The 22,170-nt window shown below is 67.5% G+C and carries 22 protein-coding genes; 10 read left to right on the forward strand and 12 right to left on the reverse strand.

All coding sequences use genetic code 11. The features are described from left to right. Positions 1–38: 38 nt before the first annotated feature. Together AVE30378_RS08020 and AVE30378_RS08025 are read right to left on the reverse strand one after the other, a co-directional pair. On the reverse strand, positions 39–1,151 hold the full coding sequence (locus AVE30378_RS08020; protein ID WP_129240282.1) for a porin: 1,113 nt from the start codon (positions 1,149–1,151) through the stop codon (positions 39–41). Between the two features lie 467 nt (positions 1,152–1,618). Further along, positions 1,619–2,002: a DUF4148 domain-containing protein gene (locus AVE30378_RS08025; RefSeq protein WP_129240284.1), complete on the reverse strand. Its 384-nt coding sequence runs from the start codon at positions 2,000–2,002 to the stop codon at positions 1,619–1,621. A gap of 384 nt (positions 2,003–2,386) precedes the next feature. Here AVE30378_RS08025 and AVE30378_RS08030 point away from each other — a divergent pair, with 384 nt between their 5' ends. Beyond that, positions 2,387–3,277: a LysR family transcriptional regulator gene (locus AVE30378_RS08030; RefSeq protein WP_129240286.1), complete on the forward strand. Its 891-nt coding sequence runs from the start codon at positions 2,387–2,389 to the stop codon at positions 3,275–3,277. Between the two features lie 11 nt (positions 3,278–3,288). Here the strand turns inward: AVE30378_RS08030 and AVE30378_RS08035 are convergent, their stop codons facing one another. The 8 genes from AVE30378_RS08035 to purT form a co-directional block, all read right to left on the reverse strand. Continuing rightward, positions 3,289–3,840, reverse strand: a complete 552-nt coding sequence (locus AVE30378_RS08035; RefSeq protein WP_129240287.1) for an adenine phosphoribosyltransferase — start codon at positions 3,838–3,840, stop codon at positions 3,289–3,291. 54 nt (positions 3,841–3,894) lie between these two features. Continuing rightward, complete coding sequence (gene cydC / locus AVE30378_RS08040) at positions 3,895–5,592, reverse strand: thiol reductant ABC exporter subunit CydC (protein ID WP_129240289.1); 1,698 nt, start codon at positions 5,590–5,592, stop codon at positions 3,895–3,897. Then, positions 5,589–7,265, reverse strand: a complete 1,677-nt coding sequence (gene cydD, locus AVE30378_RS08045; RefSeq protein ID WP_165360128.1) for a thiol reductant ABC exporter subunit CydD — start codon at positions 7,263–7,265, stop codon at positions 5,589–5,591. The genes cydC and cydD overlap by 4 nt, the downstream gene beginning before the upstream one ends. An 89-nt stretch (positions 7,266–7,354) precedes the next feature. Beyond that, positions 7,355–7,480: a cytochrome bd-I oxidase subunit CydX gene (cydX, locus tag AVE30378_RS08050; protein WP_042796116.1), complete on the reverse strand. Its 126-nt coding sequence runs from the start codon at positions 7,478–7,480 to the stop codon at positions 7,355–7,357. 15 nt (positions 7,481–7,495) lie between these two features. Continuing rightward, entirely contained in the window at positions 7,496–8,650 is a 1,155-nt protein-coding gene (gene cydB, locus AVE30378_RS08055; RefSeq protein WP_129240292.1) for a cytochrome d ubiquinol oxidase subunit II, read from the reverse strand. A 13-nt stretch (positions 8,651–8,663) separates the two neighbouring features. Continuing rightward, positions 8,664–10,235: a cytochrome ubiquinol oxidase subunit I gene (locus AVE30378_RS08060; RefSeq protein WP_129240294.1), complete on the reverse strand. Its 1,572-nt coding sequence runs from the start codon at positions 10,233–10,235 to the stop codon at positions 8,664–8,666. Between the two features lie 127 nt (positions 10,236–10,362). Next, positions 10,363–10,908: a GbsR/MarR family transcriptional regulator gene (locus AVE30378_RS08065; protein WP_129240296.1), complete on the reverse strand. Its 546-nt coding sequence runs from the start codon at positions 10,906–10,908 to the stop codon at positions 10,363–10,365. A gap of 257 nt (positions 10,909–11,165) precedes the next feature. After that, complete coding sequence (gene purT / locus AVE30378_RS08070; protein ID WP_129240298.1) at positions 11,166–12,383, reverse strand: formate-dependent phosphoribosylglycinamide formyltransferase; 1,218 nt, start codon at positions 12,381–12,383, stop codon at positions 11,166–11,168. A 104-nt stretch (positions 12,384–12,487) separates the two neighbouring features. Here purT and AVE30378_RS08075 point away from each other — a divergent pair, with 104 nt between their 5' ends. The 9 genes from AVE30378_RS08075 (at position 12,488) to AVE30378_RS08115 (ending at position 19,971) form a co-directional block, all read left to right on the forward strand. Then, the gene (locus AVE30378_RS08075) at positions 12,488–13,477 is read left to right on the forward strand and encodes a KpsF/GutQ family sugar-phosphate isomerase (RefSeq protein WP_129240300.1); all 990 of its coding nucleotides are present in this window, start codon (positions 12,488–12,490) and stop codon (positions 13,475–13,477) included. Then, positions 13,474–14,082, forward strand: coding sequence for a KdsC family phosphatase (locus tag AVE30378_RS08080; RefSeq protein WP_129240301.1), 609 nt, complete (start codon positions 13,474–13,476; stop codon positions 14,080–14,082). The genes AVE30378_RS08075 and AVE30378_RS08080 overlap by 4 nt, the downstream gene beginning before the upstream one ends. Before the next feature lie 37 nt (positions 14,083–14,119). Next, the gene (gene lptC / locus AVE30378_RS08085; RefSeq protein ID WP_129240303.1) at positions 14,120–14,752 is read left to right on the forward strand and encodes an LPS export ABC transporter periplasmic protein LptC; all 633 of its coding nucleotides are present in this window, start codon (positions 14,120–14,122) and stop codon (positions 14,750–14,752) included. Continuing rightward, a complete protein-coding gene (gene lptA / locus AVE30378_RS08090) occupies positions 14,749–15,378 on the forward strand; it encodes a lipopolysaccharide transport periplasmic protein LptA (RefSeq protein ID WP_129240305.1) in 630 nt (209 codons plus the stop codon). The genes lptC and lptA overlap by 4 nt, the downstream gene beginning before the upstream one ends. A gap of 34 nt (positions 15,379–15,412) precedes the next feature. After that, complete coding sequence (lptB, locus tag AVE30378_RS08095; protein ID WP_129240307.1) at positions 15,413–16,207, forward strand: LPS export ABC transporter ATP-binding protein; 795 nt, start codon at positions 15,413–15,415, stop codon at positions 16,205–16,207. A 222-nt stretch (positions 16,208–16,429) separates the two neighbouring features. Further along, positions 16,430–16,768 carry a ribosome hibernation-promoting factor, HPF/YfiA family gene (gene hpf, locus AVE30378_RS08100; RefSeq protein ID WP_043546933.1) on the forward strand — a complete coding sequence of 113 codons (339 nt, stop codon included), beginning with the start codon at positions 16,430–16,432 and terminating at the stop codon, positions 16,766–16,768. A 343-nt stretch (positions 16,769–17,111) separates the two neighbouring features. Further along, a complete protein-coding gene (locus AVE30378_RS08105) occupies positions 17,112–17,567 on the forward strand; it encodes a PTS sugar transporter subunit IIA (protein WP_129240309.1) in 456 nt (151 codons plus the stop codon). 21 nt (positions 17,568–17,588) lie between these two features. Beyond that, entirely contained in the window at positions 17,589–18,515 is a 927-nt protein-coding gene (gene hprK, locus AVE30378_RS08110) for an HPr(Ser) kinase/phosphatase (protein ID WP_013396727.1), read from the forward strand. A gap of 22 nt (positions 18,516–18,537) precedes the next feature. Next, positions 18,538–19,971 (forward strand): aminotransferase-like domain-containing protein, encoded by a 1,434-nt coding sequence (locus AVE30378_RS08115; RefSeq protein ID WP_129240311.1) that lies wholly within the window; start codon positions 18,538–18,540, stop codon positions 19,969–19,971. A gap of 3 nt (positions 19,972–19,974) precedes the next feature. On the opposite strand, the gene AVE30378_RS08120 is transcribed toward AVE30378_RS08115, so the two are convergent. Together AVE30378_RS08120 and AVE30378_RS08125 are read right to left on the reverse strand one after the other, a co-directional pair. Next, positions 19,975–21,255 (reverse strand): c-type cytochrome, encoded by a 1,281-nt coding sequence (locus tag AVE30378_RS08120; RefSeq protein ID WP_129240313.1) that lies wholly within the window; start codon positions 21,253–21,255, stop codon positions 19,975–19,977. 12 nt (positions 21,256–21,267) lie between these two features. Continuing rightward, a complete protein-coding gene (locus AVE30378_RS08125; protein WP_129240315.1) occupies positions 21,268–22,026 on the reverse strand; it encodes a c-type cytochrome in 759 nt (252 codons plus the stop codon). Positions 22,027–22,170 lie beyond the last annotated feature (144 nt).

A 22,170-nucleotide genomic window follows, 5' to 3' on the forward strand; every position in this document is an offset into this window, starting at 1 on the left:
CGCGCATTCAGCAAGGTCTGGCCGGACGCCCCTATCGCTTAGAAACGGTGACGCACACCCACGGCGACGGCGGTGTCGCGCGCATCGCGCTGGAACGCGTAGTTGTCGCCATAGGAGGCGTACGCGTACAGGTTGGTGCGCTTCGTGAAGTCGTAGGTGTAGCCCAGGCTGTAGACGTTGAACGTCGCGTCGTCGCCGGTCAGCTTGTCGTTGCTCGGCGTCGCGCGCTGCCACGAACCGAAGACGGCATGGCGGCCCAGCGGCACGGTGGCGCCGATCATGTACGAATTGGCGCGGAAGCCATCGGCCAGCTTGAAACTGCCGAGCTTCTGCATGCCATCGGGCGTGGTGCCCATGTTCTGTCCGATGAACCAGCCGTCGCGGGTCTGGCCGAACGCGGCGGCCACTTTCACGACTTCGAAATCATAGGAACCGCCGACGATGTATTCCTGGATTCGGGCGGACGACTTGCCGCTGGCGCGATCGTTGGAAGGATTGAAGCGGTCGTACGCGGCGGCCAGGTTCAGCGGGCCGTTGGCGTACTGCACGCCAGCGGTCAGCACGCGGTTGTTGTTGCCGCTTTCGAAACCGGTCTGCTCTTCATCGTCGATCGAATCGTCGGCGCTGAACGAGTAGCCGACGCCGACCTTGAAGCCGCCCAGGCTGGGGGTCTGGTACAGGACCATGTTGTCCAGGCGCATCGTGTTGGCGCTGCCGAACGTGGTACCCATGTTGGCGGTGTTATAGCTGATCGAGAACGGGTCGATCGAACCGAAGTACTTGGAAGCCAGGTTCGTCTGGCGGCCGAATTCCAGCCGGCCCCAGGAATCGCTGTCCAGGCCGAGGGTGGCCTGGCGGCCCCACAACCGGCCGTTCTGCAGCGAACTTCCGTTCATGGGACCGAAGCCGCCTTCCAGCGTGAAGACGGCGCGCAGGCCGTCGCCCAGGTCTTCGGTGCCGCGCAAGCCGAAACGCGAGCCGCTGCTCACGCCCTGCACGCCGCCGAAACGGCTTTGCGAGTTGCCGTCGAACTTCACCTTCTCATAGCCGACACCGGCGTCGATCAAGCCGTACAGCGTCACGGAGTCGGCAGCCTGCGCGGCACCGGCAAAGCCGGCCAGCAGCGCGGCGGCCAATAGCGTCTTCTTCATGTAAGTCCCCAAAATGGCGAGATGAAAGGCAAACCGCAAACCCGCCACGCAAACGGCCGGGATCTGCGTGCCGCAGCGAACAAGCAAGCGGCGCATGCACTGAAGATAGTGTCCAGCCTGGGGCAATTCGAAGTAACCCGGATTTCGAAGAACTACTTTCCATGGTTGGGATAATGATCCGCCCCTGGAGGCGCCGCCACGTTGAGAACCTGCGCTAACGCATTGATATCAAATGTGAATTATTGCTCGCAATACGGCCGGCACTCGCGCGGGCAATCTCCGTCCGGCCAGGGAACCAACAAGAGTTGTTGTGGAGAGCGCCTAATTTCTGATGCGTAAACGCGACACCTGCCGCGTAGAGAAGCAATCCCCCGGCGCCGCGCCCTTTAGGTTTGCCGGGCGGGGCCCAAGACAAAAAAACCCCTCGGCGTCACGAGGGGTTTCTCTGACCATCCGGGCCGAACGGCTTACCGGCCTTGGGGCGGGTAGTCAAGTTCGCCGAAGGAGTAATCGCCGCGCGCCTTGGCCTCGGCCAGTTCCTGGCGGACTTGTTCGCGGCTCTTGCCGGCCGATTGCGATACGGCGGCCTTGGGCGGGTAATCCAGTTCGGCCGACGTCACCTGGCCGGCGGCCTTGGCGGCTTGCAGTTCCTGCTGGACCTGCCCGCGGGACAGGCTGGTCTGCTGGGCCGCGGCGGGCGGATAGTCCAGTTCGCCGAACGAGACCTGGCCGGCGGCGCGGGCGGCCTGCAATTCCTGCTGGACTTGTTCACGCGTCTTGCCATCGGCGTGGGCGGCGGACATACCCGCCAGCGTGGCGGTAACCATAAATGCGGTAGCTAGGGCTTTCATTGAGAGGACTCCATCCTAAACCTTGCACAGCGTCTTCTGCCAGGCTGACAGGTGCGATGTGACAACTTGATTGCTGGGCTGAAGTATCTGGCGATTGTTGCCTAGTAAAAACCCTTATTTTGGTGAACATATTTGCACAGGCGGGACAATTTCAGGTCGTATCCCCTGAAATCTGCGCAATTCCTGCACAGTTCCCTATGAAGCCCTTCTGCCGCAAGCCTTGCCGGCGTTCAGCCTGGCGCAAGCTACGTAACGGAACGTGCTGTCGCCATACGCTGAGCGTGTTTGTTGGGTGTGGGGAAATAGACATTTCTGCTGGCGGGACAATAATTCCATTTATCATATGAATCTGCCAGCAATGGAATTTTGAATCACGAGGGCCCCATGGACATTCTGCTTAACGACATCGCGCTATTCGTCGAAGTCGCCAAGCGCAAGAACTTCAGCCACGCCGCCGAAGCCTTGAATATTCCGACGTCCACGCTCTCGCGCCGCGTCAGCGAACTGGAACGCAGCATCGGCATGCGCCTGCTCAACCGCAGCACGCGCAAGATAGACCTGACCGAGGCGGGCGCCATCTATTTCGAGCGCTGCCGGCACATCGTGGAAGAAGCGCGCGTCGCCCACGACCAATTGCTGGATATGGCGGTGCAGCCCAAGGGGCGCCTGCGCATTTCCCTGCCGACCAGCCTGGCGCAGTTGTTCCTGCCCGCCGTCATCCGCGAGTTCCGCGAGCAGCATCCCGATATCGAATGCGACTTCGACCTCAGCATGCGGCCGATCGATCCCATCAGCAATCCGTTCGACCTCGTCCTGCGGTTCGGGCAGCAGCCGGACTCCAGCCTGATTTCGCGCAAGATCGTGCTGATGGCCCACCAGTTGTACGCTTCGCCCGATTACCTGGCCCGCCACGGCGAGCCCAGGGTGCCGGCGGATCTCAGCCACCACGAATGCCTGCGCCCCACGATGCGCGAGGAATCGTCCTTCTGGATGCTGCATTCGGGCGACAAGGTGGAACGCGTGCAGGTGTCGGGACGCCTGTCGGCCAACAATGTGGGCATGCTCGGCCGGCTGGCCAGCCAGGGCCTGGGCATCACGCCGCTGCTGGTGTTCGACGCCATGGAGCGGGCGATCAAGCAATCGGGACTGGTGCGCGTGCTGCCCGAATGGAGCCTGACGCCGCTCCCGCTATTTGCGCTGCTGCCCTCGCGCATGCTGCCCGCCAAGACCAAGGCCTTCCTGGACTTCATCCAGCCCAGGTTGTCGGACGCGTAATCCCTTCAGGGCTACGGCGTGTCGGCGCTGTACTGACAGACGGTGAAGAGCGGCGTGCCGGTGGCGGCCACCTTGGCCGAGCCGCCCAGGTCGGGCAAGTCGATGATGGCGGCGGCCTCGACCACGTTGGCGCCCAGGCGCTGCAACAGATTGATGGCGGCGAGCATGGTGCCGCCCGTGGCGATCAGGTCATCCACCAGCAGGACGCGCTGCCCGGTGCGCACGGCATCCGTGTGCATCTCGACCGACGCATTGCCATATTCGAGCGAGTATTCCTCGGCCACGGTGCGAAACGGCAGCTTGCCCTTCTTGCGCACGGGCACGAAGCCGAGGTTCAGTTCGTAGGCCAGCACGCTGCCGACGATGAAGCCGCGCGCGTCCACCCCGGCGACGAGGTCCAGGCGCTGGCGCATGTAGCGGTAGACGAAGAGATCGATAAGCACCCGGAACGCACGGGGATCCTGCAGCACCGGCGTGATGTCGCGGAAAACGACACCGGGTTGGGGCCAGTCTGGAACGCTGCGGATGGTGCGCCGGATGTACTCGGCGTAGTCGGTCTGCATGGAAGACGGCCCTGAAGAATTGAAGCAAGGCGAACTATAACCTCGCAACCGCGCTTAAGCCAGGATTGCCGCCCCGCATGACAATTCATGAAGCCGGCCGGCCCGCAGTTCGCAGCAGCGGTCCACGGCGCCGGGCGGCAGGGCCGCGTGGGTGGCGAGCACCACGGTGCGTCCGCGCACCGCCTCCCGCAGGTCCAGGAAGAACGCGGTCTCGGCGGCGGCGTCCAGGCCCGCGGTCGGCTCGTCCAGCACGATCACCGCGGCCGGCGACAACAGCGCCCGCGCCAGGCACAGGCGGCGCGCCTGCCCCGCCGACAACTGGGATCCGGTTTCGCCCGCCCAGGTGTCCAGGCCCTCGGGCAGGCCGCGCACGAAGTCGCCCAGCCTTGCCGCATCCAGCGCGCGCCACAACGCGGCGTCGTCCGCCTCCGGATCGCCGATGAGCAGGTTGGTGCGCAACGTTCCCAGGAAAACGGGGGCCTCCTGCGACAGCAGCGCGATGCGCCGGTGCCAATCGGCCTGCGCGCAGTCGCGCGCGTCGAGGCCGCCAAAGCGCACCTGCCCCGCCTGCGGATCCTCCAGGCGCAACAGCAGATGCAGCAAGGTCGACTTGCCGGCGCCGCTGGCGCCCGCGATGGCCACGCTTTCGCCGGGGGCCACGCGCAGGCTGACGTCCACCAGCACCGGCGGGCCCTCGTCCCGCGACGCCGCTGGATAGGAAAAGCGCACGCGGTCCAGTTCCAGCGCGCCGCTGGCGGGCAGGGTCCGCGGCGCGTCCGGGTCGCGCATGTCGGGCTCGCACTGCGTCACCTCCCGGATGCGCGCGGCCGCCGACATCGCGGACCCCATGCGCGAGGCGCCCCGCATGATCGGGCCCGCCACCTCGAAAATGCCGATGACCGCCAGCAGCAGCCCCGCGAGCGCCGGCCCGCCGATCCGTCCCGACTCGAGCGTGTCCAGGCCGAACCACAGCAAGGCCAGCACCGCCGCGCCGGCCGCGGCCTGCAGGAAGAACTGCCCCCGGGCCGCCACCCGCGCCTGGCTGCGGCGCGCCAAGGCGCTGGCCTCGCACAGGCGTTCGAAGTGCTCGGCCGTCTGGGCCTGCGCGTGCAGCGCCACCATGTCCGCGTGGCCGTCCACGGCGTCCAGCGTCGCGGCGCGCAATCCCGCCGCGCTTTCCTGGGCGGCCGCGCCCGGCCGGCGCGCGGCGCGCACCAGCCACAACGGCACCAGCACGCAGGCCGTCAGCAGCGCCAGCGCGAACGCCAGCGCGGCGGCGGGCATCCAGTGCCCCAGCACCGCCGTCAGGACGGCCCCCGCCAGAATCGCCGTCGCCAGCGGCGCCAGCACGAACAGGAAAACGGTATCCAGCGCGTCCACGTCGCCGGTCATGCGCGCGACCAGGTCGCCGTCGCGAAAGCGCGCCAATTGCCGCGGCGTCAGCCGGACCAGCGCCGCGAACACCGCCGCGCGCAGGTCCGCCAGCAGGCGCAGCGTGGCGGCGTGCCCGACGACCCGATCGGCGTAGCGCGACACGATGCGCAGGAATGACAGCCCGCGCACCAGCGCCGAGGGCGCGAACAGGTTGAACGCGCCGCCCGCGCCCGCCAGCGCCGCGCCGGTCAGGAACCAGCCCGACACGCCCAGCAGGCCCACGCCCGCCGCCACCGTGGCCAGCGCACAGAACAATGCGAGTAATAGCCCGCTTTTGCGGCGCGCATACAGCGGCAGGAGCAACAACAGGTTTTTCATGCGTCCTCCACTTTTCCGCCGGCCACGCGCAAGGTCCGGCCCAACCGGTCGGCCACGGCGGGCGCGTGCGTCGCCAGCAGCAGGGTCCGGCCCGCGGCGAATGCCAGGATCTCGTCCAGCACGCGCGCCTGCGTCGCCTCGTCCAGGTGCGCCGTGGGTTCGTCCAGCAGGATCAGCCCCGGATCGCGCAGGAACAGGCGCGCCAGCGCGACACGCTGCGCCTGCCCGCCGGACAGGCCATGCCCGCGGCCGCCCAGCGGCGTGTCCAGCCCCTGCGGCAAGGCCGTCGAAAATTCGAGCACACAGGCGCGCCTCGCGGCGTCGATCACGTCGGCGTCGGAGGCACTGGGACGCCCCAGCCGGATGTTGTCGGCGATGGAACCCGCCAGCAATTGCGGCTTCTGTCCGATCAGCGCCACGCGGTCCCGCAGCGCCGGCTCGCTCCATTCGGCCAGGGGCAGGCCGTCGATGCGGATGTCTCCCTGGCACGGCCGCAGGCGCGCGATGGCTTCGATCAGGGTGGACTTCCCGATGCCGCTCGCGCCCATCAGCGCCGCGTGTTCGCCCGGCGCCAGCGCCAGCGCGGCGCCCGACAGCACTGCCTGGGCGCGGCCGGGCGCAAGCATGGTCAGCCCTTCGACGGCGACGGCCGCGCCGCGGCCGCGGTCCGCGGCGGCCGGACAGGCGGCGCCCTCGGCATCGCCGCGGGCGGCGCCTTCTTGCGGCAGGCCGTCGAACAACGCGGCGATCTGCGAGACCGCCGCGAGGGCGGCCGCGCGGTCGTGATAGTGCGCCGCGAACTGCCTGAGCGGCGCATAGACTTCCGGCGCCATCAACAGACAGAACAGCCCCGCCTGCAAGGTCAGCGGCGTCCAGCGCAGGTCGAGGAATCCCAGGTAGGTCAGGCCGATGTAGACGGCCACGCCCGCCACGCCCAGCGCGGCGAAGAACTCCAGCACGGCCGACGACAGGAAGGCGATGCGCAGCACCGACATCGTGCGTTGCCGCAGGGCGTCGCTGGCCGCCACGACGGACGCCGCCTCCGCCTCGGCCCGGCCGTGGAGCTTCAGGGTGGACAACCCGCGCAGGCGGTCGGCGAAGAACCCCGACAGGCGGGCGAAGGCGCGCAGGTGGCGGCGGCTGGCGCCCTGGGCGCCCCACCCCACCAGCGCCATGAACAGCGGAATCAGCGGCGCGGTGATCAGCAGGACCAGCCCGGCGATCACGTCCACCGGGAACAGCAGCACGGAAAACGCCACGGGCAGCAAGGCCGCCGCGGCCATGGCGGGCAGGTACTTGGCGAAGAAGCCGTCCAGCGCCTCGACTTGGTCCACCACCGCGCTGGCCAGTTCGCCTGCGGCGCGGCTGCGGCTCCAGTGCGGCCCCTTCAGGACCAGGCGCCGAAAGAGCGACTGGCGCACGTGGCGCTTGATGCGTTCGGCAGCGTCGGCGCCGGCGCGTTCGCCCGCCCACGTAATGCAGGCGCGCAGCAGCATGAGCCCGGCGATGCCCAGGATGCCGCCGGCCAGTTCGTGCCGGGGCACCTGCCTGGCGATGGCGGCGTCCAGCACGCTGGCCAGCAGCCAGGCCTGCACGACCAGCAGGACGCCGCCAAGCAGGGGCGCGGCGCCCGCCAGGACCAGCGGCAGCCTTGCCGCCCCGGCAAGCGCCATCAACCACCGCGACTGCTCGCGCGGCGGTTTGCCCAGCACTGCCGAAGGATCGTGCTCGAGGGTGCTAGCCGGTAGTCCGGAGCCGCCCCTCACTCGTCGTTGCGGCTGGCGCGCGGGTCATGCGTATGCCCTTCGCGCAGCTCGAACCACATTGCGTTGAGGATGGCGAACGCGCACGCCAGGCCCAGGCCGAGTATCCACGAGAAATACCACATGGTGGAGGCTCCTTGTCAGTATGAGTTGGGCGTGCCGCCCACCGATTCTTCGGTGACCTTGCCGCGCATCACGCGGTACACCCAGGCGGTGTAGACGGTCACGATGGGCAGGAAGATGGCGACCGCGATCACCATGATCCACAGCGTCAGGTGGCTGGACGAGCCGTCCCAGATGGTCAGGCCGGCCTGCGGCTTCGACGACGAGGGCATGACGAACGGGAACAGCGAGAAGCCCACCGTCAGGATCACGCCGGCGATCGACACCGAGGACGCCAGGAAGGCCAGCACGTTGGCTCGCGCGGTCAAGAGCAGCGCCACCAGCACGGCCCCGGCCACGCCCAGCGCGGGCGCGATCCACATCAGCGGCCACTTCGCGTAGTTGGCCATCCATGCGCCGTCCCGCACCGCCACCGTCTTCAACATCGGGTCGGACGGACCGGCCATGTCCACCGCGCTGGTGATGACATGGCCGCCGACGCCGCCGGCCACCCAGAAGCCGCCCGCGACGAACAGCGCCGCGGTCAGCAAGGCGCACAGCCGGCCCCAGTTGCGGGCGCGCGAAGACACCGGGTCCTCGGTGCGCCAGGCCAGCAGCACCGCGCCGTGCATGGCCAGCATCACCACGCTCAGCACGCCGGCCAGCAGCGCGAACGGCATGAACAACTGGAAGAAATGCCCTTCGTAGACGGGGCGCAGCGTCACCGGGTCGAAGGTGAAGGGAACGCCCAGGATGATGTTGCCCATGGCCACGCCGAACACCAGCGATGCCACCACGCCCGAGAAGCACAGCACGCCGTCCCAGCTATTGCGCCAGCGCGTGCCTTCCATCTTGCTGCGGTATTTGAAGCCCACGGGCCGCAGGATCAGCGCGATCAGGACCAGCATCATCGCCAGGTAGAACCCGGAGAACGACGCGGCGTACAGCAGCGGCCACGCGGCGAAGATGGCGCCGCCCGCCGTGATCAGCCAGACCTGGTTGCCTTCCCAGACCGGCCCCACCACGTTGATCACCACCCGGCGCTCCACGTCGGTCTTGGCGACCACCGGCAGCAGCGCCGCCACGCCCAGGTCGAAGCCGTCCATGACGGCGAAGCCGATGAGCAGCGCGCCCAGCAGCACCCACCACACTACGCGCAGCGTGCCGTAGTCGAAAGGAATGAGAGTTTCCATCGCTGTCTCCCCCTCAGGCGCGCACGGCGGCGCGCACAGGATCGGCGGCGCTGGAGGGCGCCGGCCCATCGGATTTCGGCCCCGCCTTGACGGCGTGCAGCATGACCTTCACGCCGATGATCAGCAGCGCCGTGTACAGCACCAGGAAGATCGCCAGGCTGATGGCCAGGTCGACGATGGTCAGGCCCGAGGCCGCGTAGTAGGTCGGCAGCACGCCTTCGATCACCCAGGGCTGGCGGCCGTACTCGGCCACGAACCAGCCGCTTTCGATGGCCACCCACGGCAGGGGCAGGCTCCACAGCGCCACCTTGAGCAGGCCGCGCCGGCTGTCCAGCCGCCCGCGCGAGGCCAGCCAGAAGGCCACGCCGAAGAACAGGATCAGGTACATGCCCACCGCCACCATGATGCGGAACGCCCAGAACAGCGGCGCCACGTTGGGCACGGTGTCCACCGCCGCCTTCTTGATGTCGGCCTCGGTGACCTGGCTCATGTCGGGCTGGTAGCGCTTGACCAGCAGCGCGTAGCCCAGGTCGGGCCAGGTCTTGTCGAAGACCATCCGCGCGTCGGTGTCCTTGGGATTGGCCCGGATCTTCTGCAAGGCGTCGTAGGCCACCATCCCGTCGCGGATGCGGTTCTCGGCGCGCAGGATGAGATCGTCGATGCCCAGCAGCGGCGTGGTCAGCGAACGCGTGCCGATGATGCCCATCACGTAGGGGATCTCGATCGCGAAATCGTTCTTGCGCTCCGCCTGGTTGGGAATGGCGATCAGGTTGAAGGACGCGGGCGCGGGCTCGGTGTGCCACATGGACTCCATGGCCGCGATCTTCATCTTCTGGTGTTCGGTGGTGAGATAGCCGCTCTCGTCGCCCAGCACCACGACGGACAGCGCCGAGGCCAGGCCGAAGCTGGCGGCGACCGCCATCGAACGCTTGGCCAGGTCGACGTGGCGGCCCTTCAGCAGGTACCACGCGCTGATCGACATGACGAACATGGCGCCGGCGACGTACCCCGCGCTGACCGTGTGCACGAACTTGGCCTGCGCCACCGGGTTGAAGATCACCGCGGCGAAGTCGGTCATCTCCATGCGCATGGTGTCGGGGTTGAAGATCGAGCCCACCGGATTCTGCATCCAGCCGTTGGCGATCAGGATCCACAGCGCCGAGAAGTTGGTGCCGAACGCCACCAGCCAGGTCACCACTAGGTGGCTGACCTTGGACATGCGGTTCCAGCCGAAGAAGAACAGGCCGACGAAGGTGGCTTCCAGGAAGAAGGCCATCAGCCCTTCGAGCGCCAGCGGCGCGCCGAAGATATCGCCCACGTAATGGCTGTAATAGGACCAGTTCATGCCGAACTGGAACTCCATCACGACGCCGGTGGCCACCCCCAGCGCGAAGTTGATGCCGAAGAGCGTGCCCCAGAACATGGTCATCCGCTTCCAGATGGGGCGGCCGGTCATGACGTACACGCTTTCCATGATGGCCAGGATGAACGAGAGGCCGAGCGTGAGGGGAACGAACAGGAAGTGATAAAGCGCGGTCGCGGCAAACTGAAATCGCGACAGGTTAACGACGTCGATATCAATCATTGGGGCGCTCCCAAGCAGTCGAGATGCCACAGCAACCGGCATGGTTCCCAGGCCGTCTCTCGCGCCATGTTACGGGCGTTGGATACAACTTCATAGAGGTTTCCTGAAAAATCGAGGCGGATCAAAGTCAGGCCTTGCCCCGCAATTTGCCGGCGAAACCCAGCACCTTCTGCACTTTCGAACCGAGTTTCATCAGGTTCTGCAGGGTCTCGGGCGGCAGCCGTTGAACCTCATCGAACCATCCGGTGGACAGTTCGATGAGCTCCAGCATTTCGTTCATGCGCTGTTGCGCGTAGGCCTCATCGGGCCCCGACGGGGGCTCCAGCAGGGTGTCGCGCAACAGGGAGAGTGTGGGATCGATTTCGCGCTTGCGCTTTTCTTCCATCAGGATCCGGAAGATCTCCCAGACGTCCTTGGGCGTCTCGAAGTAGTCGCGGCGGTCGCCCACCTGGTGGATGAGCTTGACTAGGCGCCAGGACTGCAACTCTTTCAGCCCCAGGCTGACGTTGGAGCGCGAGAAGCCCAGCGTTTCGGCGATGTCGTCGGCGTTCAGGGGCCTGGAAGACAGGAACAGCAGGGCGTAGATCTGGCCGACCGTGCGGTTCACGCCCCAACGGCTGCCCATCTCGCCGAAATGCAGGATGAAGCGTTCGTTTTGAGGAGTGAGAGCCATGATCGATCAGCGCCGGCAGGATACGGACAGCGGCGCGACTGGATAAACCTGGTTACACCGCTTTCAGAAATTCCTGAAATTATCGAACAAACCATGAGAAAGCGCAAACCACACTGGAGGCAGGGGCAAGGCGGCAAGCGAAAGCCAAATAAGACCCGCCGCCTGCCCTGAAACGGCGGCGGACGAACGCCAGCGGCCACCTGCCGGGTGGCGGGTGGCCGCTGTGGGATACCTGGATGGAAGAGGAAAAGCGGGGGTCAGCCGGCCTTGACGGACACGGCGGCGGACACCCGCTTGGCCTTGGCGCGGGCGGCGGCGACGTCGTCGGCCACGGCCAGGCCCACGCCCATGCGGCGCTTGACGAAGGATTCGGGCTTGCCGAACAGGCGGATGTCGGTGCCGGGCTCGGCCAGCGCCTCGGCCACGTTGTGGAACGAGACCGCGGCGGCATCGACGCCGCCGTAGATGACGCTGCTGGCGCCGGGCTGGCGCAGGCCGGTGTCCACCGGCAGGCCCAGCAGCGCCCGGGCGTGCAGTTCGAATTCGTTCTGGACCTGGGTGATCATGGTGACCATGCCGGTGTCGTGCGGGCGCGGGCTGACTTCCGAGAACCAGACCTGGTCGCCGGCCACGAAGAGTTCCACGCCGAAGACGCCCTGCCCGCCCAGGTTGGACGTGACGGCCAGCGCGATCTCCCGCGACCGCTCCAGCGCGGCGGGCGACATGGGGTGCGGCTGCCAGCTTTCCACGTAGTCGCCGTCGACCTGCTTGTGCCCGATGGGCTCGCAGTAGCGGGTCTGGATCTGGCCGTCGGCGCCGCGCGCGCGCACGGTGAGCAGGGTGATTTCGTAGTCGAAGCGGATGAATCCCTCGACGATGGCGCGCCCGCCGCCCACCCGCCCGCCTTCCTGGGCGTAGCGCCAGGCGGCGGCGACGTCGTCCGCGGTCTTGATCAGGGCTTGCCCCTTGCCCGAGGAGGACATGACCGGCTTGATGACGCAGGGGTAGCCGATGCCGCCGTCGATGGCCTGCAGCAATTCGTCTTCCGTGTCGACGAAACAGTAGGGCGAGGTGGGCAGCCCCAGGGTTTCCGCCGCCAGCCGGCGGATGCCCTCACGGTTCATGGTCAACTGGGCGGCGCGGGCCGTCGGGGTCACCCGGGCCACCCCGGCCGCTTCCAGTTCTACCAGTAAATTGGTGGCAATAGCCTCGATTTCGGGGACAATAACGTGCGGTCGCTCCTGTTCGATGATCTTGCGCAAGGCCTCCGGGTCAGTCATCGAGACCACATGCGCCCGGTGCGCCACCTGGTGGCCCGGGGCGTCGGCGTACCGATCCACCGCGATGACTTCCACGCCCAGCCGCTGCAGGGCGATGATGACCTCTTTGCCCAGTTCGCCCGAACCAAGCAGCATGACGCGGGTGGCCAGGGGGGACAAGGGCGTGCCAAGGACGGGGCTGGGAATGCTGGACATGGGACGAACCTGGAAAGGGAGTTTGAAATCCGTTGAAAAGAGCCGCCAGGATGCCATACCCCCCTGCCCGGGGCAAACCCGCCCACTGATATTAAAATCCGTCCATGACTGACCATCCCACAACATCGTCCGAGACCGCTCTGGCATCTGCGCGCAGGACGCTGCAAATCGAAAGCCAGGGGCTGCTGGACCTGTCGGCAAGGCTGGACGACAGCTTTACGCATGCCGTGGCCATGCTGCTGGCCTGCCGCGGCCGCGTGGTCGTCAGCGGAATCGGCAAGACCGGCCACATCGCCCGCAAGATCGCGGCGACGCTGGCCTCGACCGGCACGCCCGCCTTCTTCCTGCACGCGGCCGAGGCCGTCCATGGCGACCTCGGCATGATCACCCGCGACGACGTGATCATCGCCATCTCCTATTCGGGCTCCGGCCAGGAACTGCTGACCATCCTGCCGGTCGCCCGCCGGATGGGCGCGCGCCTGATCGCCATCACGGGCAATCCGCAGTCCGACCTGGCCGTGCTGGCCGACGTCCACCTGGACGCCAGCGTGGCCCAGGAGGCCTGCCCGCTGAACCTGGCGCCCACGGCCAGCACCACCGCGGCGCTGGCGCTGGGCGACGCGCTGGCCGTCGCCTGCCTGGAAGCCCGGGGGTTCGGGCCGCAGGATTTCGCGCGCTCGCATCCGGGCGGCGCGCTGGGCCGCCGCCTGCTGACCCACGTGCGCGACGTAATGCGCCAGGGCAGCGCCCTGCCCATCGTGACGGCCGGCACGCCGGTGTCGCAGGCGCTCGAAGTCATGTCCGCCAAGGGCATGGGCATGACGGTCGTGACCGACGCGCAGCACCGCCCCCTGGGCATCTTCACCGACGGCGACCTGCGCCGCCTGATCGCCCGGCACGGCGACATCCGCAGCCTGACCGTGGAAGCGGGCATGACGCGCTCGCCGCGCAGCATCAACCCCGAGGCGCTGGCGGTCGAGGCCGCCCAGCAAATGGACGAGCAACGGCTCAACCACATGCTGGTGCTCGACAACGACGGCGCCCTGCTCGGCGCCCTGCACATGCATGATTTGATGGCCGCTAAAGTGGTATGACTATGACTCTTCCTGCTTCCGTGACTCACCCGGCCGAAGCGCTGGTCCTCGCCCGCATCCCCCCCACCGTGCGCGAACGCGCCGCCACCGTGCGCCTGATGGTGTTCGACGTGGACGGCGTGCTGACCGACGGCAGCCTCTACTACGGCGAAGGCGGCGAACTCCAGAAGCGCTTCAACGCGCTGGACGGCCACGGGCTGCGCCTGCTGATGGAAGGCGGCTTGACGGTCGCGCTGATGACCGGCCGTTCGGGCCCGATCGTGGCGCGCCGCGCCGCCGAACTGGGCATCGCCGAGGTCATCCAGGGCGTGCGCGACAAGGGCGGCGCCCTGGCCGAACTTGCGCAGCGTTCCGGTGTCCAACTGAATCAGACCGGCTACATGGGCGATGACATCATCGACCTGCCGGCCATGCAGCGCGCGGGCTTCGCCGCCAGCGTGCCGAACGCGCCGGGCTACGTCAGCCAGGCCGCCCACTGGGTGGCCTCGCAACCGGGCGGCGGCGGCGCGGTGCGCGAATGCTGCGACCTGCTGCTGGCGGCCCAGGGGCGCCTCGGCGCATTCCTGGCGGCCCCGGGCCTGCTGGGCCCGGGCGCGATCCAATGACGGCCGCGACAACCAACGCGCCCTTGCGGCGAACCCAATGAAAGAACGCTTTCCCTCCCTGATCGCGCTGTTCCTGCTGCTGGTGCTGGTCACCAGTTCGTGGTGGGCGGCCGATTACGCGCAGCGGGCCATCCAGGTGGACCCGCCGCGCCGCATCACCCACGAGATGGACGCGTGGTCTCGCGACTTCGTCATGCTGCGCACCGACCCCAACGGCCGGCCCATCAACCGGCTGGAAGGCGAGTACGCGGAGCACTTCCCCGACGACGACTCGTATCACATCACCGAACCGCGCGCGGTGGGCCAGCGCGAGACCAATCCCATCACCGTGGCCGTCTCGAAGACGGCCGTGATGGAGCAAGGCGGCAAGCGCATCGTCATGAACGGCGACGCGCACGTGCACCGCCAGCCGGACGCCAACAACGACATGCTGGACGTGCGCAGCCAGCAACTGATCATCCTGCCCGACGACGACGTGGTCTACACCGACCTGCCCGCGGAGGTGCTCAAGGGCCGCTCGCGCATGAACGGCAAGGGCATGCATTACAACAACAAGACCCGCCAACTGCAGGTTTCGGCATCGACCGATGTGGAAATCGCCGGTTCCGAAGGCAAGCAGCAACGTCGGACCGAGATTCCCGCCAACAACACTGACCAGAAGAAACCATGACCGACCTCCGGATTCTCCTTGCCCCGACGACCCGCCTGATCGGCGCCGTCCTGCTGGCGGCTTCGGCGCTTGCGCCGGCCCACGCCGCGGATCCGGCGCCCAAGCCGGCCGCGCCGGCCGAAGAGCCCAGCACGCTGATCCTGTCGGATACGCTGCACTACGACGACGTGAAGAAGCAAAGCGTCTTCACGGGCAACGTCAACCTGACGCGCGGCCTCATGACCCTGACGTCGGACACCCTGCAGATGAACGAGGACGCGCAAGGCAACCAGTACGGCACCGCGACGGCCAACAAGGGCAAGGTCGTGACCATCCGCCAGGAACGCCCCGAGAACTTCGAACTCATCGAAGGCAAGGGCCTGCGCGCCGAATACGACGGCGCGAAGAGCACCTTCGACCTCATCGGCCAGGCCGTCGTGGTCCGCTACGTCTGTGGGAAGCCGTTCGACACCATTCGCGGCGAACGGGTACGCTACAACGAAAAGACCGGCACGTACGAAGCCCAGGGCGGGCCCAATTCCTCCGCAGCGGGCGGCCGGGTCCGCTCCGTGGCCGAGCCGCGCGCCAAGTCGGACGCCGCCATCGCGGAATGCCGCAAGCAGCAAGCCGCCAAGAAAGGGCGTTGAAGCGCCTCCCCCCGCAACACCACTCGCAGCCACGATGAACCAACCTTCAGTGCAGACTCCCGTGACCTCCGCCCCTTCGGGCGTCAAGCAGGGCAGCCTGCGCGCAACCGGCTTGCGCAAGACCTACAACGGCCGGACCGTGGTGCAGGACGTATCCCTGTCCGTGGTCAGCGGCGAAGTCGTCGGCCTGCTCGGCCCCAACGGCGCCGGCAAGACCACCAGTTTCTACATGATCGTCGGCCTGGTGCCCGCGGACGCCGGACGCATCGAGATCGACGGCGACGTCATCACCGCGATGCCCATCCACAAGCGCGCGCGCATGGGCCTTTCGTACCTGCCGCAGGACGCGTCCGTGTTCCGCCGCCTGACGGTGGAACAGAACATCCGCGCGGTGCTGGAATTGCAAACAGGGCCGGATGGACGGCCGCTGTCCACGCCCAGGATCAACGAACAGATGGAGTCCTTGCTGGAAGAACTCCAGATCGGCCACATCCGCAGCAACGCGGCCATTTCGCTGTCGGGCGGCGAACGCCGCCGCGTCGAAATCGCGCGCGCGCTGGCCACCAGCCCGCGCTTCATCCTCCTGGACGAGCCCTTCGCCGGCGTGGATCCCATCGCCGTCATCGAAATCCAGCGCATCGTGCGTTTCCTGAAGGGCCGCGGCATCGGCGTGCTGATCACCGACCACAACGTCCGCGAAACGCTGGGCATCTGCGACCGCGCCTACATCATCAGCGAGGGCAAGGTGCTGACCGACGGCCATCCCGATGAAATCGTGGGCGATCCCGCCGTGCGCCGCGTCTACCTGGGCGAGCACTTCCGCATGTAACGGGCGGCTCCGGGAAGACCCCTAGGGCGCCTGCGCGCACCGCCAGCGCGCCCCGGGGGCTCAGCCATAAAATTGCCACGATCTTGCGCTAGGTCAGCTTGTTTTATCGGCCCGAGTCTATACACTAGTACTAAACGAACCCTCTCAATCAAGGAGAACGCCTAACGAATCAACCGCGCTCTTTTGCGCACCTTTTTTCCTCTTTTAGAAGGAGAGCACACTATGAACCTGAGCATCTGCGGTCGTCACCTCGACGTCACCCCGGCCATCCGGGAATATGTCATGAACAAACTGGCGCGAGTGCTGCGGCATTTCGATCACGTCATCGATACCCAGGTCATGCTCTCGGTAGAGCCCCTGCGGCATAGAGCCGAAATCACCATGCGTCTGAGCGGTAAGGACATTCATTGTGAAGCAACCGATGAAAATCTCTATGCAGCCATAGATCTTCTTGCTGACAAAGTCGACCGTCAGGTCATCAAGCACAAGGACAAGGTACGAAGTCACACAGCGGAGTCCGTGAAGCGGCAAGCGGCGAATCTTTCGTCACCCCAGCAGTAACGCGCCTCACGATAGCTCGCCCTGCGCGACTAACGAAACAGCGATTCTCGAATCCTGACTGAGTCCCGGTGTCCCGCTAGACCACGAGTCCAGCCGGGGCATCGGCAAACTTCCCCCGCTTTGCCCCCTCTGCGTCCCCCATTCCCGGCCCAGCCGGCGATCCCAGATTCCCCCCAGATTCCGACGTTTCCCGAGCCGCGAGGCTGCGCCTGGCGCAAGAATGCCCACAATCCGCCGCTATCGGTCTATGCTGTCGCTCTTGCCGCCCCACGGAGCGCCCACGCAGAGGACGTGCCGCAGAGGCCGATTATTGCACTGCATCATATAACCATATAATGACCCGATGAATCATTTGTCGCGCATCCTACCCGCCGGCAACGTCGTGCTCGATATGCTCGCAACGAGCAAGAAACGTGCGTTCGAACAGGCTGGCCTTCTCTTTGAAAACAACCACGGTTTGGCGCGGGCACTCGTGTTCGACAGCCTGTTCGCCCGGGAACGCCTGGGCTCCACGGCCCTGGGGCAGGGAGTGGCCGTTCCGCACGGCCGCGTGAAAGGCCTGGAACAGGCCCTGGCGGCCTTCATCCGCCTGGCGCAGCCCATCTCCTTCGATGCGCCCGACGGCCAGCCGGTTTCGATGCTGCTGTGCCTGCTGGTGCCGGAAGCGGCCACGCAACAGCACCTGGACATCCTGGCCGAACTGGCCCAGCTCATGTCCAACAAGGCATTGCGCGAGGCCCTGGCCACGGAAACCGATCCGGCCATCGTCCACAAGATGCTCACGACCGGCCAACTCTGATCTCCTCGCGGAAACGCTGCCATGCTCACGGTGCAGGAACTCGTCGACGACAACGCCGACAAAATCCCCTTTAACTGGATTTCGGGCCAGGGCGCCGCGGACCGCGCGATTCCCGACGACGGCATGTCGGCCGCGGACCTCGTCGGCCACTTGAACCTGATCCACCCGTCCCGCATCCAGGTGTTCGGGCAGGAAGAGCTGGCGTACTACACCCGCTTCGACCTGCGCCGCCGCATGCACCACATGGACGAGCTGCTGATCGGCGGCGTCCCCGCCATCCTGCTGGCCGACGGCCTGACGCCGCCCCAGGACCTGATCGACCAGTGCGACCAGCACCAGGTGCCGCTCCTGTCCACGCCCGTGGCGGCCGCGCAACTGATCGACCTGCTGCGCATCTACCTGGGCAAGAAGCTGGCGCCCACGACCACGGTGCACGGCGTATTTCTGGACGTGCTGGGCCTGGGCGTGCTGATCACCGGCGAATCCGGCCTGGGCAAGAGCGAACTGGCGCTGGAACTGATCTCGCGCGGGCATGGCCTGGTGGCCGACGACGCCGTGGAGTTCTCGCGCACCGCGCCCAACATGATCGAAGGCCACTGTCCGCAACTGCTCCAGAACCTGCTGGAAGTGCGCGGCCTGGGCCTGCTCGACATCCGCACCATCTTCGGCGAAACCTCCGTGCGCCGGAAGATGCGGCTCAAGCTCATCGTGCACCTGGTGCGCGCCACCGCGCAGGACAAGTTCGAACGCCTGCCGCTGCAGGACATCACGCAGGACATGCTCGGCCTGCCGGTGCGCAAAGTCATGCTGCAAGTCGCCGCGGGCCGCAATCTGGCGGTGCTGGTGGAGGCCGCCGTGCGCAACACCATCCTGAAGCTGCGCGGCATCGACACGCTGGGCGAATTCATGGAACGCCAGGCCATGGCGATCCTGCAAAGCAGCAAATAGGCGCGTGTCGCCCGGCGGCGCCGTGAGCCTCTACGAAACGCTGGCCGCCGAGATCGCCAAGTCGATCCGCGACGGCGTGCTGCGCGCGGGCGACAAGCTCCCCTCCGTGCGCGACGCCTGCGCGGCGCGGGGCGTCAGCCCCTCCACGGTGTTCCAGGCCTATTACCTGCTGGAAGCGCGCGGCCTGATCCGGGCGCAGCCGCGTTCCGGCTACTACGTCAGCGCGCCCGCCGTCTCGCTGCCGCCGGAACCCGGCCCGTCGAACCCGGACGGCGAATCGACGGAACTCGCGATCAGCGAGCGCATCTTCGACATCCTGGGTTCCGTGCGCAACCGCGACGTCGCGCCGCTGGGCTCGGCCTTCCCCTCCCCGCTGCTGTTCCCGCTGCCGCGGCTGGCCCAGGCCATGGCCGCGCACCTCAAGCGCCAGGATCCGCTCGATACCGTGGAAGACCTGGCCCCCGGCAATCCCGGCCTGCGCCGGCAGATCGCGCTGCGCTACCTGATCGGCGGCATCAACGTGCCCGCGGCCGACATCGTCGTCACCAACGGCGCGCTCGAAGCGCTCAATCTCTGCCTGCAGGCGGTCACCCGGCCCGGCGACACGGTCATGGTCGAGGCCCCCACCTTCTACGGCGCCCTGCAGGCGCTCGAACGGCAGGGACTGAAGGCGCTGGAAGTGCCCACCCATCCTCGCACCGGCATCGACCTGGACGCGATGGAAACCGCCATCCGTCGCCACGCGCCCAAGGCCTGCTGGCTGATGACGCAGTTCCAGAATCCGCTGGGCAGCCTGATGCCGGACGACAGGAAGCGGCAGTTGGTGGACGTGCTGGCGCGCCACGGCATCCCCCTGATCGAAGACGACGTGTACGGCGAGCTGTACTTCGGCGCCGCGCGGCCCGTGCCCGCCAAGGCCTACGACACCCAGGGCCTGGTGCTGCATTGCTCGTCGTTCTCGAAATGCCTGGCGCCGGGCTACCGCATCGGCTGGACGTCCGCCGGCCGCTATACCCAGCGCGTGCAGCGCCTGAAACTGTCGTCGACGCTATCGGCGTCCGGCCCCGCCCAGGGCGCCATCGCCGAATACCTGGAGCAAGGCGGCTATGACCGGCACCTGCGCCGGCTGCGCGCGACGCTGCAGGCGCAGCAAGAGCGCATGGCCGACGCGATCGCCCAGGAGTTTCCCGCCGGCACGCGCGTCACCCGCCCGCAAGGCGGGTTCTTCCTGTGGCTGGAACTGCCCGCGCCGGTGGATGCGCTGGCCTTGCACCGGCAGGCCCTGGCGCGCGGCATCAGCGTGGCGCCGGGCCCCATCTTTTCCGCCAGCGGCCAATTCGGCAGCGCGCTGCGCCTGAACTATGGACACCCCTGGAACGCCGGCACGCAGGACGCGGTCCGCGTCCTGGGCGAACTGGCGCGCAAGGCCTGCGCGCAGGCCTTGAAGGCGGGCTAGCCCCTAGTTCCGCGTCGACGCGGCGCGCGCCCGCTTGACCTCCAGCGGCGTCACGCCACCGGCCTCGTTGCCCCAGCTATTGCGGATGTAGGACACGAGCATGGCGACGTCGCCATCGTTGAGCGACTGCCCGAACGGCGGCATGCCGTGGGGCCGGGGATTCGCCGCGGTGGCGGGCGCGTAGCCGCCGTCGAGCACCATGCGGATGGCATTGACGGGCGACGGCGCCGTCACGGTGGGGTTGCCGGCCAGCGCGGGCCAGGCCGCGCCGCTGCCCTCGCCCGCGGGCTGGTGGCATTGCGCGCATTGCTGGCGGTAGAGCTTGCCGCCCAGTTCCATCGCCGCCGGCGAGACCGCCGCCTTGGGCGGATCCGCCGCGGCCGGCCCGGCAGGCAGGGACTTGAGATAGACCCCGATGGCCAGCGCGTCGCCGTCGCTCAGGTGCTGAGTGCTGCCCAGCACCACTTCGGCCATGGGGCCGCTGGCGCTGGAATGCCGCGAGATGCCCGTCTTGAGCAGCGCGGCGATGTCTTCCGCCGACCAGCGGCCCAGGCCGGTCTGCATATCGTTGGTGAGCGGCGGCGCGTACCAGTCCAGCACCGGAATCACGCCGCCCGCCAGGGACTGGTCCGAACGCAGCGCGCCCATGCCGTTGCGCGGCGTGTGGCAGGCGGCGCAATGCCCCAGCCCTTCGACCAGGTAGCGGCCGCGGTTCCATTGCACCGATTGCCCCGCGTCGTCGTCCTGGACGCCCGGCTTGAAGTACAGCGCCCGCCAGGCGGCCAGCAGGGCGCGCCGGTCGTACGGGAAATCGAGTTCGGGCGGCCGGCTGGGCTGGCTGACCGGCGGCACGCTGCGCAGATAGGCGTACAGGGCATCCGAATCCGCGCGGGTGATGCGCGTGTATTCCGTGTACGGGAAAGCGGGATAGAGCAGCGTGCCGTCCCGCGACTTGCCGTTGTGCAGCGCCTGCCAGAAGTCGTCGGCCGTCCAGGCGCCGATGCCGGTTTGTTCGTCGGGCGTGATGTTCGGGCCGTATACCGTGCCGAACGGCGTGGGAATGGGCGTGCCGCCGGCCAGCGCCTTGCCGCCGCGGCTGGTGTGGCAGGCCATGCAGTTGCCCGCCAGCGCGAGGTAGCGCCCGCGCTCGACCAGGGTGGCGGCGTCCGCCGCGGCGGCGGGGCCCGTGCTGGCATCGTCGCGCGTGCCCGCCCAATAGAGGCCGCCCGCCGCCGCGACCGCCGCCAGCAGCAGGACCCACAGGACTTTCTTCATCGGTTTCATCTGTTCCCCCGCCTAGCGTTGCGCCTGGCTGCCGCATTCCGCGGGCAGGCGCAGCGAGCCCGCGGGTTCGGGGGCATAAGGTTCGGCGACGGGCCGCGACGACAGCCACGCGGCCAGCGCGCCGATGTCGGCGGGAGTGAGTTTGTTGGAGATATCGGCCATGCAGTCCGGTTCGGCGGCGCGGCGCAGGCCGTTCTTCCAGCCGCCGATCTGCGAACCGATGTAATCGCGCGGCAGGCCGAGCAGGCCGGGAATGGCGGGCAGCACGCCGCCCAGGGCGGCGCCATGACAGGCCGCGCAGGCGGGCAGGCCGCGCGCCGCGTCGCCGTCCAGCGCCAGCCTGCGCCCGGCTTCCAGCGTCGCGGCGGACACGTCGGGACGCACCGGCGGCGGATACGGCACGTGCTGTTCGGAGAAATAGCCGGCCATTTCGCGCAGGTAGTCGTCGGGCAGGCCGGCCAGCAAATGGGCCATCGGCCGGTACTGCCGCCGGTCGTCGCGGAAATTCAGCAACTGGTGGTACAGGTAGTCCTGGGGCTTGCCGGCCAGGCGCGGATAGTAGCCGTCGGCGCCGGCCCGGCCCTGCGCGCCATGGCAGGCCGTACAGGCCGCCACGCGGGCGGCCATGGTGTCCGGGCGCAGGGGCGCAGGGGACGCCTCCTGGGCCTGCGCGGGCGCTGCCGAAAAAACGACGGCGGCAGCGGCCGCGAGAACGGAAATTGCCCAAAACCGCGGCAGTGAAACACTACGAAAGGAAATGAGGGCTAACATCTAGGTCGAATTCCAATCCCCCGAAACGCATGGCGGCGGGGCGCGTATGTGAATCTATCGAGTACCCGGCGCCAAGCTTACGTCAGGGCAGCCAAAAAGGTACAGGCGCAGATTCCGAGTTTACGGCCATATCAGATGCCATCC

Source organism: Achromobacter veterisilvae, from assembly GCF_900496975.1.
Taxonomy (GTDB): Bacteria; Pseudomonadota; Gammaproteobacteria; order Burkholderiales; family Burkholderiaceae_B; genus Achromobacter; species Achromobacter veterisilvae.